General features: G+C 36.8%; 16 protein-coding genes. 5 read left to right on the forward strand and 11 right to left on the reverse strand.

All coding sequences use genetic code 11. The features are described 5' to 3' along the window. Positions 1–188: 188 nt before the first annotated feature. Positions 189–2,309 (forward strand): bifunctional 23S rRNA (guanine(2069)-N(7))-methyltransferase RlmK/23S rRNA (guanine(2445)-N(2))-methyltransferase RlmL, encoded by a 2,121-nt coding sequence (rlmKL, locus tag A9G08_RS09955; RefSeq protein ID WP_065563557.1) that lies wholly within the window; start codon positions 189–191, stop codon positions 2,307–2,309. 331 nt (positions 2,310–2,640) lie between these two features. Here rlmKL and A9G08_RS09960 read toward each other — a convergent pair whose 3' ends face one another. Then, a complete protein-coding gene (locus A9G08_RS09960) occupies positions 2,641–3,069 on the reverse strand; it encodes a universal stress protein (RefSeq protein WP_065563558.1) in 429 nt (142 codons plus the stop codon). Between the two features lie 138 nt (positions 3,070–3,207). On the opposite strand from A9G08_RS09960, the gene A9G08_RS09965 reads away from it, so the two are divergent. Together A9G08_RS09965 and A9G08_RS09970 are read left to right on the forward strand one after the other, a co-directional pair. After that, the gene (locus A9G08_RS09965; RefSeq protein ID WP_065563559.1) at positions 3,208–3,618 is read left to right on the forward strand and encodes a GNAT family N-acetyltransferase; all 411 of its coding nucleotides are present in this window, start codon (positions 3,208–3,210) and stop codon (positions 3,616–3,618) included. After that, positions 3,615–4,196, forward strand: coding sequence for a Maf family protein (locus A9G08_RS09970; RefSeq protein ID WP_065563560.1), 582 nt, complete (start codon positions 3,615–3,617; stop codon positions 4,194–4,196). The genes A9G08_RS09965 and A9G08_RS09970 overlap by 4 nt, the downstream gene beginning before the upstream one ends. 24 nt (positions 4,197–4,220) lie before the next feature. On the opposite strand, the gene A9G08_RS09975 is transcribed toward A9G08_RS09970, so the two are convergent. From A9G08_RS09975 to A9G08_RS10020, 10 genes are all read right to left on the reverse strand, one after another. After that, on the reverse strand, positions 4,221–4,886 hold the full coding sequence (locus A9G08_RS09975) for an ABC transporter ATP-binding protein (protein WP_065563561.1): 666 nt from the start codon (positions 4,884–4,886) through the stop codon (positions 4,221–4,223). Next, on the reverse strand, positions 4,886–6,091 hold the full coding sequence (locus tag A9G08_RS09980) for an ABC transporter permease (RefSeq protein WP_081299563.1): 1,206 nt from the start codon (positions 6,089–6,091) through the stop codon (positions 4,886–4,888). Before A9G08_RS09980 ends, A9G08_RS09975 begins: the two co-directional genes overlap by 1 nt. A gap of 63 nt (positions 6,092–6,154) precedes the next feature. After that, on the reverse strand, positions 6,155–6,622 hold the full coding sequence (locus tag A9G08_RS09985) for a DUF4418 family protein (protein WP_065563563.1): 468 nt from the start codon (positions 6,620–6,622) through the stop codon (positions 6,155–6,157). 20 nt (positions 6,623–6,642) lie between these two features. Beyond that, complete coding sequence (locus A9G08_RS09990) at positions 6,643–7,302, reverse strand: ABC transporter ATP-binding protein (protein ID WP_065563564.1); 660 nt, start codon at positions 7,300–7,302, stop codon at positions 6,643–6,645. 11 nt (positions 7,303–7,313) lie between these two features. Further along, positions 7,314–8,456 (reverse strand): ABC transporter permease, encoded by a 1,143-nt coding sequence (locus A9G08_RS09995; RefSeq protein WP_065563565.1) that lies wholly within the window; start codon positions 8,454–8,456, stop codon positions 7,314–7,316. A 13-nt stretch (positions 8,457–8,469) separates the two neighbouring features. Further along, complete coding sequence (locus A9G08_RS10000; protein ID WP_065563566.1) at positions 8,470–9,738, reverse strand: ABC transporter permease; 1,269 nt, start codon at positions 9,736–9,738, stop codon at positions 8,470–8,472. Between the two features lie 21 nt (positions 9,739–9,759). Further along, positions 9,760–10,974, reverse strand: a complete 1,215-nt coding sequence (locus A9G08_RS10005; RefSeq protein ID WP_065563567.1) for a Fe-S-containing protein — start codon at positions 10,972–10,974, stop codon at positions 9,760–9,762. Between the two features lie 97 nt (positions 10,975–11,071). Continuing rightward, a complete protein-coding gene (locus A9G08_RS10010) occupies positions 11,072–11,635 on the reverse strand; it encodes an iron transporter (protein WP_065563568.1) in 564 nt (187 codons plus the stop codon). Positions 11,636–11,767: 132 nt separating this feature from the next. Then, positions 11,768–12,955, reverse strand: coding sequence for an FTR1 family iron permease (locus A9G08_RS10015; RefSeq protein ID WP_065563569.1), 1,188 nt, complete (start codon positions 12,953–12,955; stop codon positions 11,768–11,770). An 11-nt stretch (positions 12,956–12,966) separates the two neighbouring features. Next, positions 12,967–13,593 (reverse strand): nitroreductase family protein, encoded by a 627-nt coding sequence (locus A9G08_RS10020; RefSeq protein WP_065563570.1) that lies wholly within the window; start codon positions 13,591–13,593, stop codon positions 12,967–12,969. Positions 13,594–13,816: 223 nt separating this feature from the next. Between A9G08_RS10020 and A9G08_RS10025 the strand changes: the two genes are divergently transcribed. Together A9G08_RS10025 and A9G08_RS10030 are read left to right on the forward strand one after the other, a co-directional pair. After that, a complete protein-coding gene (locus tag A9G08_RS10025; protein WP_065563571.1) occupies positions 13,817–15,259 on the forward strand; it encodes an LTA synthase family protein in 1,443 nt (480 codons plus the stop codon). Next, on the forward strand, positions 15,256–15,879 hold the full coding sequence (locus tag A9G08_RS10030; protein ID WP_065563572.1) for a LysE family transporter: 624 nt from the start codon (positions 15,256–15,258) through the stop codon (positions 15,877–15,879). The genes A9G08_RS10025 and A9G08_RS10030 overlap by 4 nt, the downstream gene beginning before the upstream one ends. The last annotated feature ends 160 nt before the right edge of the window (positions 15,880–16,039 follow it).

Raw genomic sequence — 16,039 nt, forward strand, 5'->3', positions numbered from 1 at the left:
AAGTATTAATATAAAAAGGATATTAAGTGAATAGTCAAAAATTGGGCGATTTTGAAGCTCAAAAACCCCGCTCCTCAACTTTTTTTGATTGCTTTTTGGTTAGATTGGCTATTGTTTAGGGCAATCATTTCCCACTCTGGTTATTAGTCGGTATAATGCCTGCAATTTTATTGTTAAGTGGATTATGCATGAAAACGCTATTTGCCAGCACATCACGCGGGCTTGAAGAGTTATTAAAAAAAGAGTTAGAAAATATTGGGGCGAATCATTGTCGGGTGGCGCAGGGGGGTGTCTATTTTGATGCTAATGAGTCAACTATATACCAATCGTTATTGTGGTCTCGTTTAGCCTCTCGTATTTTATTGCCAATTGCCGAGTTTGACATCTATAGTGATTTAGATCTTTATTCATGTGTGATGAATATCAAATGGACCGATATCTTCGCGGTAGATAACTCATTTGTTATCAACTTTGTTGGTGTTAATGACTTTATTCGTAACAGCCAATATGGTGCGCTAAAGATCAAAGATGCCATTGTTGATCACTTTATGCGACAAACCAATCAGCGCCCAAATGTTGCAAAGCAAAATCCTGATGTTCGTTTACATGCTTATCTTAGCAAAAATCGAGTTACACTATCATTAGATCTTAGCAGTGAAAGCTTACATCAACGTGGTTATCGCCAACAAACAGGGCAAGCACCGTTAAAAGAGAGTCTAGCCGCGGCTATTATTCTCCGTTCTGGCTGGCGGTTTGATGAGCCACTTATCGATCCAATGTGTGGTTCAGGAACGTTATTGATTGAAGCTGCGATGATGGCGTCTAATATCCCGCCAGGACTGCTACGCAAACAATGGGGATTTTTTGCTTGGAAAGAATTTAACCCAACACTTTGGAATGACTTACTGTTCAGCGCTAAGCATAATGTAAAAAAAACTAACACCATTTTTATCGGTTATGATAATAACCCAACAGTACTGGAGCGAGCCAAACAAAATGCGGTCCAAGCTGGAGTTGGTGATTTAATTACGTTTGCATTGCAGGATGTGACACAATTGACCAATCCACTTGATCACCATATACATGGCATGATCATCAGCAATCCACCTTACGGTGAACGGTTAGAAAGTGAACCAGCCCTTGTAGCTTTACACTCAGCACTTGGTCGCCAAATTAAACAACAATTTGGTGGGTGGAGATTATCGTTATTTAGTGGCGCGCCACAACTTTTAGATTGTTTACAAATGCGTGCTGACAAACAATTTAAAGCCAAAAATGGCCCGTTAGATTGTCTACAAAAAAATTATTCGATTGCGGATCGTCAAGTGGATCAGGCGGTCATATCAACAAATTTACCAGCTACCGACTTTGCCAATCGTTTACGTAAAAATTGTCAAAAATTAGAAAAATGGGCCAGCCAAGAACAACTTGAATGTTACCGTCTTTATGATGCTGATTTGCCTGAATATAATGTGGCTATCGATCGTTACAAAGATAAAATTGTGGTACAAGAATACGCTGCACCTAAAAATATTGATCCACAAAAAACGCGACAACGACTGTTTGATATTATTAATGCTACCATGTCGGTATTGAAATTAACCGCCGATCAATTGGTACTAAAAACCCGTGAAAAGCAAAAGGGAAAACAACAATATCAAAAACTTGGGCAAAAACAGGATTATTTTTTAGTCCATGAATATCCAATTAATCACAAAAAAACGCAGTTTTGGGTTAATGTGGTGGATTATTTGGATACTGGTTTATTTTTAGATCACCGCTTAGCCAGAAAAATGATCGGACAAATGAGTGCAGGCAAAGACTTTTTAAATCTATTTGCCTACACGGGTAGTGCAACCGTCTACGCAGGTCTTGGTGGAGCAAAATCGACCACGACAGTTGATATGTCACGCACCTATTTAGAGTGGGCCGATCGTAATCTAAAACAAAATGGCTTAACCGGTAAAAATCATCGATTAATACAGGCTGACTGCTTGCTCTATTTATCTCAAGCTGATGAGCAGTTTGATTTAATTTTTATCGATCCTCCAACATTTTCCAACTCTAAACGGATGAACGATACTTTTGATGTTCAGCGCGATCATCTTAAATTAATGAGTGATTTAAAACGATTATTAAGACCAAACGGTGTAATTGTCTTTTCTAATAACAAACGAGGCTTCAAAATGGATGCCGACGGTATGCAAAAATTAGGTCTGACGTTTCAAGACATCACCGACAAAACCTTATCGCTCGATTTCAGACGCAATAAACAGATCCACTGCTGTTTTCTGGTTAAACATCAATAATAAAATACCGCCGAAAGGCGGTATAATCTTAGCTTAGCTCTGATGTTCAATTTTTTAGGAAAGCCCCACGAGAAATCATGACGGCATAACACCCCTACTCCATCATTCCATCTTCGCGTACACTAGATTATGCCATTAATTATCTCTAATTTATAAAAAGACAACCTTTTGCACAACAATCTTATTTGGAGTAAATAAATTCTTTATTATCGTTTCCAGCACTTACTTTTTGTGAATATATTGGAGCTTAAAAGCTTTTTTAAAATCAAAAAAGGTTGAAGATTTTGAGCAAAAACTGATGTCCTTTTGGAGGACATCAGAAAAATAAAAATTAACGTACTACTAGCACTGATGTTTGTGCACCTCTCACTACACCAGAAGCATTTGATCCAAGTAGATGTGTTGAGATATTTGGGCGTCTAGATCCTATGATGATTAGATCGGGCTCGATCTCTTCTGCTAGATGTAAGATCTCATCTCGTGGATTACCAAACGCAATTGAAAAAGATAAATTTTCTCTTGGTAAATTAATTGAGTCAATCAAGCGATGTAGCCATTGCTCTGTTTGTACTGTTGCTTGATCTTTAAACTCATCAAAACCAAATGAGTAAGCATTTACAATAGCCGATGCAACCGGTAAGGTATGAAAAAAGATAACTTGCGCATTGGATAACTTCGCTAAACACTCAACATGGGGGATCACTTTTTGAGTGAGTTCATCTTCAAGGACATCAATCGGAACTAATATTTTTTTGTACATACCGCCTCCTCATTTAAACTTATCTTTTTTAATTAATTTAAGATGGTACTAATTTTAAATTAAATCTAATATTGTTATCCTAACGCTAATTTAAAATATTGAAATAACTTTTTTGCAAAATCATGATGGAGATCAACTATGGATAATATTATTTATCGCCATGATATCAAACCCAGTATAGAACAAGCGACATTATTATATTCTCGCTGCTCATTGGCGGAACGTCGACCAATAAGTGATAAACCTCGTTTTCAAGCAATGTTAGATAATGCTAATTTAGTCATTACCGCATGGCATGATCAGAAACTTGTCGGTATTGCCCGCTGTTTAACTGACTTTGTCTACATAACTTATTTAGCTGATTTAGCCGTTGATGAAGCTTATCAAAAATCAGGTATTGGTAAACAGTTGATAAAAGAGATTCAAATTCATACCGATAATCAATGTGCAATTACTTTGCTTGCAGCACCTCAAGCAGTCGATTATTATGGTCATATTGGTTTTAATGCTCATCCTTCCGCATGGATTTTACAAGAACAGTTAAAATGAAAATTATCCTAGCATCAACATCACTTTCACGTAAAAAAGTACTTGAAAAATTAGCTATTCCTTTCGATTGTGTGGCACCGATTTGTGATGAAACACCTCTACCAAATGAAAGTGCACAGCAGCTGGTGGTACGATTGGCTAATGCTAAAGCGCAGTCATTGGTGGCAAGCAATCCTGATAGTTTAATTATTGGTTCCGACCAAGTAGGTGTTTTAGATGGAAAGATTGTATGTAAACCCCTCACTATTGAAAACGCCCAGCAACAATTAAAAAATAGCAGTGGCAAAGCGTTTTACTTTTATACAGGAATGACCGTCATTAATACTCACACAGGCCAATCGCAAACGATTTGTGAACCGTTTAAAGTCACCTTTCGTCAGTTAACTGATGCCGAAATTGACGCTTATATCGCTAAAGAGATGCCACTACAATGTGCTGGCAGTTTTAAATGTGATGAGTTAGGGATTACTCTTTTCGATAAGCTTGAAGGCGATGATATAAATTCTTTAGTCGGATTACCGCTAATAAAGTTAAATAAAATTATGATTGATATGGGCTGTAATCCGCTGTTTTTATAATTGATGGTAATGACAGAGCCGAATTTAATCGATTAACCGTCCCGCTGACATTTTCAGCGTTTTTTGGCTATAACTTGCTACATCATTATCATGAGTAACAATCAAGAGTCCTGTGCCTTGTTGATGAATATCGGCTAATAATGCCATAATTTGTGTTGAACTTTCATCGTCAAGATCGCTGGTGGGTTCGTCGGCAATGACTATTTGTGGCTGGCAAATTAGTGCACGTAAAATAGCTATTCGACGCATTTCACCACCTGACATGTTGGCTGGATAAGCATCTTTTAAATAACTAATTTGGGCTTTTTCTAGCAGTTCCATTGCAGAATTTAAGCTCGATTGGTTTTCACGTTTCGTTAAAGAAAACGGTAAGCGAATATTTTCCAGAGCAGTTAAATTAGGTAATAAACTGCTGCCTTGTGGAATGTAACCAATATTTTGATTACGAAATGCTGATACTTGTTTGTCATCAAGATCGAATAAATTGGTGCCGTTAATCGTGATTTTACCTTGAGTAGGCGTTAACAACCCAGCAATCATATTAAGCAGCGTCGTTTTACCACTACCTGATTTACCCATAATGCTGATAAAGTCACTTTGTGCCATTGAAAAACTAACATTATTCACCGCTGAAAAGTGTTGTGATCCGCGCTTGTAATCTTTGCGAAGGTTTTTGATATCCAATAACATTATTCACCCTCTCTTAATGTTTGATAAGTATCAAACTTAGTTAATGATAATGCTGAATAAATACTAGACAGCGGACCAATAATTAATGTCAGCAAAAATACGATGAAGGCATAAATTAATCCATCGGTAATTGAAATATTCATACATGGCAAACCTATCGTTTGGCATATCAATAAGCTGAAGGCATAAATTAATACGCCAGCAACCACTATACCAGCAAGGCCACCTAAAGCACTAATGATAAGGGATTCTCGCAGTAACATTTTAACCAGATCACTGCGCGATGCACCTAGAATACGTAATAAGCTGATTTCGCGTTTTCGTTCATTAAGAGATGAGGAAAATATTACAAAGATCACAATAATCGCTAACACCCAAAATATTGCCGATAAGCTATAGACAATAGTTGAGAAGCCATTTAACCATTTAGATATATTACTTAACATACCTTTGGTCATCACAAAATCAATATTGTAATCGATAGCATATTTGGGCATGATTTGATTAACAATATCTTTAGACTGATAGTCAGGGTCGACTTTAACAAAAATCGATGACACATAGTTAGCAAAGTGGTCAGTATCGCCTTCAATTAAATTGGCTTCTTTCATAAGCGAATGAGCAGCAGGAATGGTCATAAAAACTGAGGTGTCAAAGCCCATTCCTGTGCTATCCATTTTAGCGGCAATTTTAAAGGGATGATTGAAAAATTTAATTTCATCACCTACATTTGAGGTAATTTTGCTGCCTACCACGACCTGATTGTCTTGCAATGGTTGCTCTAACTGAGTTTGTAGCCAAGGTTTGATTACAAAATCACTTTGCTGATCAAAACCAATTAATTGAACTTTAGAAGTACAACAACCAGCACTTAACGAAGCAATGAATAGTTGTGGTGAGACCGCTTCGATTCCTTTGATATCTTTGATTTTATCAATTAAGTCAGCTTTTAGATAAAAGCTACTTGGTTCGCCACGTAATAAGGCGACTTCAAGATTTTTTTCATAACCATAAGGTACAATAAGAATGTCCGCACCTAACCGATTAGCCATGCCTGAAATTCCTAAGCTTAGGTTTTTCATCAATACACTACCACCAAATAGCGTAGCGGAAAAAAGCATAATGATGATAATCAAGCAACAACTTCGAAAAGGTCGTCGTTGGATATTTCGCCATGCTAAATTCGCTATAGTTATTTCTTGCATGTTTGAGTTCTCTATAATTGGTGTTAAGGCTGACTAATGCTTTTTATCAGTTGCTAACCGTTACTAGCGGTTAGCTTGTTTATTTAAATATATCACATTGATAATAGCAACAATCGCTAATACTACTGACAATAATATCAATGCTGGTTTAGCTCCCATATTGCAACGCATCATTTCATTACCACATACACCAATTAAAATAGTTGGAATCGCTGCTGCTAAGACCGCAGTACAAGCTATAGCCATACTTAATCCCATACGTACAAATAACGAACGGCTAAGTAATACCAAGGCACCAATGGCTATCACTAAACTACCAATACCAATTTCCGCCCTTGATGTCCAAAAACATTTCATGATTTTGCCACCCGCATTGTGCATGTGCCCATCCATTGGTGCAGAATGCATAGCATCGGCTGGCATAGATTGCACATCCGGCAGTGGGCAGACGGGTAAAATATAAAGCGGGAATAGAATAAGTAACGCTCCGATTAAGATAAATAGTATAGATGAAACAATGCGATTTTTCATAAATATAGACCTTATAATCATTAATTATTGATAATACTTGCTACTTTACCATGTTCAAGAACTACCGTTGTTTGCGCATGTTTTGATACTTCCGGTGAATGCGTAACAACGATGATTGTGCTTCCTTCTTCGTGAAGTTGATGTAGTAAGTTCATGACCATTGCTTCATTGCTTTCATCTAAATTACCGGTTGGCTCGTCAGCTAAAATCAGTTTTGGGTAATTGATTAATGCCCTAGCAATACAAACGCGTTGTTGTTCACCCCCCGATAATTGACGCGGTAAATGTTTGGCCCGCGCTGCAAGCCCCACACGCTCTAATGCTTGTAAGGCTTCTTTTTCATCTACCATGCTATGATAATATTGTGCCACCATCACGTTTTCTAATGCGGTTAAATAAGATACAAGGTGAAATTGTTGAAAGATTAAGCCGATTTTATCACGCCGAATTTCCGTTAGTTGGGGTAATGAAAGTTGGGTAATATCTTGTCCATCTAGAATTACTGAACCCAGCGACGGTTTATCCATACAACCAATAATATTCATTAACGTGGTTTTACCACTGCCTGAAGGTCCCATAATGGATAGCCATTTACCTTCTTCAACGGTTAAGTTAACTTCTGACAAGGCATGTAAAGAGCCATAGATCTTTGAAACATTATTAACTTCTAGCATATTCATACTTTACTATCCTATTCGCCACGTAAAACTAATGCTGGTTCAACTTCAAGTGCACGTTTTACCGGAATCAAACACGCAATGATGGTTACCACAGCCGAAATGACAATCGTTGTTGGTATCAAATAAAATTCAATGACAATTGAGCGCCCAAATACATTGGCGCTGATTACTTGAGCAAAAATTAAACCACAAATAACCCCAATCACCCCACCAATAATACCTAAAATCATCCCTTCGGCTAAAAATTCTTTGGCAATACTTTTATTGGTTGCACCAATAGCTTTTTTCAGCCCTATCTCTTTGCGACGCTCCATTACTACCGTCATCATGGTTGTGGCCACACAGATCATAGTCAAAATTAACACGACTAAGGTTACTAAGTAGAGTAAAGATGACAGTTTACCGAGCACTGATGCTTCGGACTGTGTCACCCATTTTATAAGATGCGGTTCGATTGTGGTTGAGTGATCTTTAATGGTTTGAATATAGTGTTGCAATTCATCTTTGGTTGCAGTGATACTAATTTCGACCACTTCGGCCTGATTGCTTTCTTCAAGTAGGTTTTCAAGATCGTTCAGATCGATAAATATAAAATTATCTTCTGCACGACCTGTCTTGACGATGCCAGTAACAGTTAAGTCCTCATCAAAGCGAGAATTTTCTTTAGATTTTCCTGAAATTGGCATGGTACTTCCAATACTAAGTTTAGCAAACTGGGCAATATCCGTACCAATTATAATTTCGTTCGGATTTTTTGGTAGTTCACCTTCTATCTTCCAATATGGACTAGTTTTAATAACCTGATCAAATTGGGTGCCAACGATGGTATAAGGCTGTTGGTTACTGCGGATAGAATTATAACGAAATGGTGTAACACCTAATACTTTGTCTTTCGGTAATACGCTAATAGCTTTTTCTACCTCAACTATTGATATAGTCGGTTGATTATTAGCTGGCATTAACAATAAGTTAGCTCCATAAGAACGAAACTCTTGTCCCATTTGTCTTGGAATATCATAACAAAGCGTCACCATACCTAGTAACACTGTGGCCCCAATCGCAACACCAAGTAAGGCAATTGCAATCCGAGAACGACGGCGAATTAATGAGCTAAATATCGTTTTTAAAATAAAGCGTTGGTTTTTATTTATCATCACTTAACCTCGCTTACCGACCATGTAATACATCCGTTGGACGTAAGAACATCATAATACGTAATGCCGGCAAGCTTCCTAATAAGGTAATGAGACTTACCATAATTAATACCATTGGGATAATAATCATTTTAGGCTCAACAAATGAACCAAATACCGTCTGTCCAATAATTTGGGCAAAGCCAAGACCAATAAAATAGCCGACCATACCACCGAATAAAGCAATGATTAGTATTTCACTAAGAATTAACATCGCTACCGAGGTATTAGTTGCCCCTAGTGCTTTTAATAAACCAATTTCAGTACTACGTTCAATCACGTTAGCAGTAACTAAGTTAGATATCGCCAAAGCCGAACAGATCAAAGATAACACTGTCAGTAATAACATCAATAATTGTGTTTTTTGTAAAATAGAGCCTTCTGAGTCGGCAACTTGCATTATCGCTTTAACCCGAACATCGGGCATTAATTCTTCCAACTGATAGGCAATCGAACTGATATAAGCGGTGCAGTACCATCGATCCCATTCGGCACGCGATAAACTATTGGGATCTTGCGCCGCTTTGCGAGCTAAATCGTTTTCAGGTGTGGTAAGAGCGCTCACTTCAACCCGTTCAACTAGACCTTGTTTATTCGCTAACATTTGAGCAACTGGTAGCGATACATAAAGCTCGTTATCTTCAAGACCACCACTATGAAAGATATTATTTACAATTAGCGTCATTTTTGGGGAAGTTAGCTCAATACTATCGCCTAATTTAAGATTTAATTGCTTGGCAAGTGTTTCACCCACCATGGCACCTTGCAAGTTATCATCTTTCATTGGCTTGCCTTCTATCGACCACCACGACTTCATGGCTAACATTCCTGTGTCAACTTCATCACCAGTTGGAATAGTCAGATGCTTATTAAACCATGTTCCCACTAGTGTAATAGGTCTATCATTAACGGTCACTTGGGTCGTTAAATAGGGGGCAAAATCAACAATGTTATATGCCCAGAAAATCATTTTAATCTTGACTAAATCATCTTGCTTAATATATTGAGTTGCGTTTTGTTTGTCATCGAGTTGATATAACTCATTTACCATCGCTGCACTTTTGGGCACAATATTTAAGTTAGCACCATAGGCTTTTAATTCTTGATTAACTTTATCACCAACATCAAACATCACATTTAACATGGCTGTCGCTAGCGAAACCCCTAAAGCAACGGTTAAGGCAATTAAAAATAGCTTCTTTTTTTGGCGAACTAACACACTAAGTAACATTCTTCGAAACATATTTTCTTCCTTTTCACACCTTTACTTAAAGCGACTTTTTTCAGCTTCAAGATGAGCTGGACGAATAATCATATTGCCATCTAAAATTTCATATTTAAGCGGTACTGGATTACAACCGCCTGAAAAACCAATTGTTGCAATATTCATTACCACATCACACAAAATACAGACAACTTGATTACCTCGTTGATAATAACCACTTGCACCACAGATATCACAAGCGTCAAAACCTACACCATATGCATTTTCGCTTTTCTTAATGACAATAAATCTAATTAAGGTGCCATCTACTGCTTGATAACCATAACGGTGTAAATTGCCGTCATTTATTTTATCTAATGGAATCACAATCAAACCATCCGCATTAGGTTTAACTGGCTCAGCGGGTGATAACTCCACACCTTTTTGGAGAATATAGCGTGCGCGAGTAACGGTATAAGCCGTTATGGCAATACCTGCCATTAATAATAATGAGGTACGGCGATCACGTCGTAAACTTGCTTTGAGTTTACGCACTTGGGCAGGATTACTACCTACTAATGAGGTAGTTTTGGATTTGGTGTATAATAAAATAGTAAGTAGTAACACCAATGCCATAAAGATGAAAGTAAATAAATTGACATGAGCTAAAACAAAAATAACTAATTCCATCATCCATTCTTGTGGTGAGATAAACCGCCGCACAATCAAAATTTGTAGAAAATTAATTATATTCTGTGTAGTAAAAATAATAATCGCTAATGAAGTAATAACAGTAATAAATCGAGTTGAAAACCTTTGGCAAAGCCGATAGATAAACAATCCAATTAAAATACAAACTAATAAAGCGAAACTGTAACCAATCCATTTAAACAGATAATCATTATTGAAAATTGACTCCATGCCAACATCAAATTCAAATGGATAAAGTAAAATATTCGGTAAACATTGTGCTGTAATAAGTCCAATTGCAATAGATACTATGATGAAAACTAGAAAATTTCTAAAAGATAAGCAGATCAGCAATGGAACAACAATAATGCACCAAGTAACAATCACACCAAGATCATAAAACTCACGAACAGCAAAACCCGTATTTCGTTTTAATATTGCATAAATAAGAGCCGACAACATCCCCAATACAAATCCCGTGATAAGGTATTTTTTACTTGATTGAACAAATACAGCACTAAGTAGTGCCAACATAATCACAGGTACAAAAGTATTATCAGTAACATTGATAAGGTATTGGAGCATAATGATTGCCTAAAAATTACAACGTATATAGGCGAGTTTTGACACTCGCCGATAGTACAACTAATTATTGAAAATTAAATTTAATTAAAAATAATAATTACCATGCACGTGGGATGAAGTTAAAGTCCCATGAAACTTCAATTGGTTTAGTCCAGAAACGACCTTCAACACCAGTTTCTTTATCAACATGTAATAAATAACCTTGTTTTTCAGGGTTTTCGATAGTAAAGGTTACTTTATATTTGCCTGCACCATCTAACTTAATATTGTTACCATAGTGAGGACCATCTGAAGCATTCATAGGCATAAAAGTACCTTCGATAGCTTTATCACTGCCTTCTTTTTGGATTTTATATTTTACAGTTAAGTAAGGCACGAAATCACCAGTACCAAAACCTAAGTTATTACCTTCAGCCGCTGAAATATCAGCTTCAATATGCATATCAGATTTTGAAGCAGGTAAACCACCCATACCAGCTGGTTCCATATCAACAGGTTGGAAATAAACTGCACCGATGTGTAAAGGACCAACAGTTACTTCATCACCAATTGGAAACTCTTCGAAGCCTTTTTCTTCACCTGGTGCAGGTGCAGCAGCATAAGCCATTGAAGAAAGTGCAAGTATTGATGAAATACCAGCAGAGACTAATAGTTTTTTCATTGAAAACTCCTTAATTTTGTTTTTCACTTTTGATCACTAATCAATAAAATCATGACTAGTCAATAACAATTTACTACCAATGTATTTACGATTTATCACTAATCATTAATCGTTTTTAATGTTTTATATTAATTATTTCTTTTTATATTTTGTGGAATAGATAATCGACCCTATCACTGCCACTACCATGAACAACTGTGGTAGTAATGTTTCAACTGTTGGATAGATACCCAATATCTCAACCGAATGAACAAAATCGACCGGTGTAACCTGAATAATATCAGCTTCTTGCAACTCTTTTACACCACCACCAGCAAACGCAATCGCCATCAGATACATTAAGGCACTGGTACAAATAAAGAACGGTTTAAGTGGCAATTTAACCGTACCAAAGCGAATAATAACAAACACAAACGCTAATACAATCATTCCCACGCCCAAACCATACCACACCATATCCATATGCTCATTAGCATCTGCTAACATGGCTTGATAGAAGATGATAGTTTCTGCGCCTTCACGAAATACTGCTAAAAAGGCAGCAAATCCTAAAGCAAAACTACTGCCTGTAGAAACCGCATTTTGGACCTTACCTTCCACATAGTTTTTCCATGCTATGGATTCTGACTTAGACAGCATCCAATTACTAATAAAGAACAGCATTACCGTTGCCAATAACATGGCGCAACCTTCCATAATTTCTTGGTTGGCACCACTTAATCCCACAATTGTATGTAACGCTATCGCCGCTAAAATACTAGCGAACACCGCAAACAAACTACTAAGATAAACGACTTTAAGCATCGGTTTATTATTTGAGCGAACAAGATAGGCAGAGATAGCCGCGATAACCAATATCGCTTCTAACCCTTCTCGGAAAATGATGATAAACGACGCCAAAAAGACACTCCAACCACTCTCTTTTTTACCATCTAACTCGTTGGCATCTTCATGGAGCATTTTTAAAATAACGTCAATTTCTGCTCGCACCGTTTTATTCGGCGCATTTTGTGTCATTAATCGTTTAATTTTTGCAAACTGGTATTCAGTATCAGTACCGCGCTTACCTGAAATATAAGACATCACTGCGCGCTCAACGCCATGCTTTTCGTAAAATCCAAAGTAAGCATTGTTAACACGGGCTTTAGCACCTTCGACGTCTTTCATAAAATAGATGTTGTAGGCATCATTCAAAATGATATCCATCTCATCAATAATTGCATTCCAGCTTTCATATTTCTTTTCGGCTGCATAAGAAGGGGAACTAAAAACAGCTAAACTTGCAATTAGTAGAACAACTAAAGTTAAATACCTTTTCACTTCCTACTCCTTTATTTTCCTAACAACATAATCCCTATTGGTTTGCTGTTTTCTGGCAATTGTAATGATTGACTAATAAATTCAGGATTGATTGAATGGATATAACGTGTGCTGAGTTTTAATGCTGTCGCCGACAAATAAACATTTTGGCTCATTGCGCCAACAGCAATTTGACTAAAATCATTGGCTTGTTGGGTATCATAATCTTTAAGATTGTCACCATCAGACACAAAAATAAAAATATAAGGTGCACGTTTAGTAAAACTTTGTTTACCGATGTCGCCACGAATATCTTGATTATTGATCTCACGAAGATAGTGCCCTTCCCACTCGTATATAAAGGTTCCTTTTTCACTTGCAACATACAGGCGAACATAAGGCGGTTTACCACTTGCCATTGGTACTGTCCAACCGTTTTTACCTCGATTTAAGCCACTGGCTGCCCAAAGTACACTTGAAAGCTCATCGTCAGACACCATACCTGTTGGAAATCCTCCACCCGGCGTTGAAGCACGCTTTTTAAGACTATCAAATAATCCCATACCCTCTTTCTTTTGTGGGGCCGGTAAAGTGACATCAGCATAGCTATAAGAAAAACAAGATAATAGCAAAACAATGGCAAATCTACGTAACAACATAGCGTAAACCTTTCAGCTTTAGGAAATAAAATAATTGTTGCTATCTTATTGCTAATGCTTTCAATTATCAACAACAAACAATAATAATTATCATTAAGCTTGTTACATATAATAAAATCAACGCATTAATATTACCTTGCAATCTACGATTTTTATTTTTCTGATTAAAACGTATATACTGATGCAATATTCCCGTTTTAAGAAAATCTGAGTATCATTAACTATGCCGTTTTCGACTTTAATCGTATTACCACTTTTTATATTAACTATTACCTTAGCTTCTTTTTTTAAACAAAAAAAATGGCAACTGCTCACCATTGTCTTAATGACCGTCATCATTGTTATGGAACTCACCTCTATCTATTTTAGTGGTGGATTTATTGATTATCAGTTTTACGTGAATTTAAATGTGAATGATATTATTGAAGGATTATTTATCTTCAAGTTACAGGCTGTATTAGTGATTGTGGTCTTTTTAGGATTAGTTTTTATAATCAGTAAATTAGCCAACTTATTTCGTAATAAATGCCGATTGTTATGGCGCTTATCGTTTGCTGTCATCGCAATTGCTTCAATTAGTTATCATAATGGTCCAATTAGTCGCCTCTATGAAATCTATCAAGTCACCTGTGCGCCAAAAGCAACCTTTGAACAGGCATTACAAACGCTCAATATGAATGATTATGTTGCAAAATCACAGTTAAACAGTCAAAAAGGCAAAAATATTATTGTGTTATCGTTAGAATCTTTCGAGCAAGGATTTTTAGATTTTGCTGATATTACGCCTAATTTAAGACAGCTAAAGCAACAATATACCTTTTATCCAAATATGCCAATGAGTGCAGGTAGTACCTGGACAACCGCCTCAATGTACACTTATATGACCGGTGTACCATTTTTAATTGGTGAACATTCAACATCCCCTTTAAAAAACGCTAACTCGACTAAATTAGTCACATTAGGCGATGTGTTAAAACAAGCGGGCTACCAAACTCGTTACGTTATGGCTGGTCCTGAATTTGCGAGCATTGGCCACACAGCAGAAGTAGTTGGAATGCAAGTGGTATCTGAAAAAAACTATCCAGGCAAATACCCAAATGCGCCATTTGGGTTATATGATAAAGATATATTAGACATCGCCGAACAGCAAATACAAGAGATGAAAAATAATGACAAACCATTTGCGCTATTTGTTTCGACCGTCTCAACCCATGCACCAAATGGCTTTAACGATGAACGCATGACCTCTGTTATTAGCCCAAAGCATGACAACATGTCTTTTGTAGCCGCATCTCTCGATTACAATTTAGGGCAATTTATTAACCACCTAAAAGAGCAAGGTTTACTAGACAACACCGTATTTTATATCTTCCCTGACCATTTAATGATGGGTGCGGGTACCGAAACCGTTAAAAAATTGTCGGAAAAAGAACGCAAATTGTACTTATTAACCAATGCGAATAGTGATGATTTACAAAAATCATCCAACCAAACCATTTACCAAATCGACTTACCAAGAATGATTTTGAATGGTGCACAAATTAAAACGAATGCAAAATTCTTAACTGATTACTTAATTGGTGAAAATTTCGATAAAAAGCAATTTATCGAACAACATAAATCAAACATCGCCACGTTAAACAATGCAGCACAAGAGCAAAAATGACAGTCGATACCTTAATTTTGGTCATAACCATTAGTTGTTTAGGCATGATATCACCCGGGCCAGATTTTTTTCTGGTCTTAAAAAATAGTTTAAGCTATAACCGAAAAATAGCATTAATGACCTGTTTAGGAGTAATTAGTGCTATCGCCATTCATATGAGTTACTGTGTGGCAGGCATTGCTGTATTAATCACCGCCACCCCTTGGCTCTATAATGCATTACGTTATGCCGGAGCCGCTTATTTGTTATGGATTGGAGTTAAAGCGTTACTAGCCAAAAGCAGTGGCACCGCCTATGTTTCCAAACAAGCGCTGGAACTGAATGTCACAGCCAAAGCTGCGTTTATGCAAGGGCTATTGTGTAATTTACTTAATCCAAAAGCCACGCTGTTTTTTCTAGCTATCTTTACTCAACTACTTAATGCCAGCTCAACGATGGTAGATAAACTGGTAGTTGCTTTTATAATCTGGCTTGAAGCTGCAATTTGGTGGCCGATGGTTGTATTCGTCTTCCAAACCCAAATTGTCCAACGTCGTTATTTTAAGTTACAGTTGATTATTGATAAGTTGTTAGGCGTGATATTAATCGTGCTTGGAGTTAAAGTTGGATTGGGATTCTAAAGCTTTAAAAACCCCGTTCCTCAACATTTTTTATTCCAAAAAGTGCGCTCCTCAATTATTTCTTATCTTTTTATTCTAAAAGGCTTTTGAATATTGAATAGTTAATTGCTAGACTATTAATAATTTAATCAATATATATTTTTTAGTTTTAATTTGATGA

The organism is Gilliamella sp. wkB195 (assembly GCF_001690445.1).
Lineage (GTDB): Bacteria > Pseudomonadota > Gammaproteobacteria > Enterobacterales > Orbaceae > Gilliamella > Gilliamella apicola_E.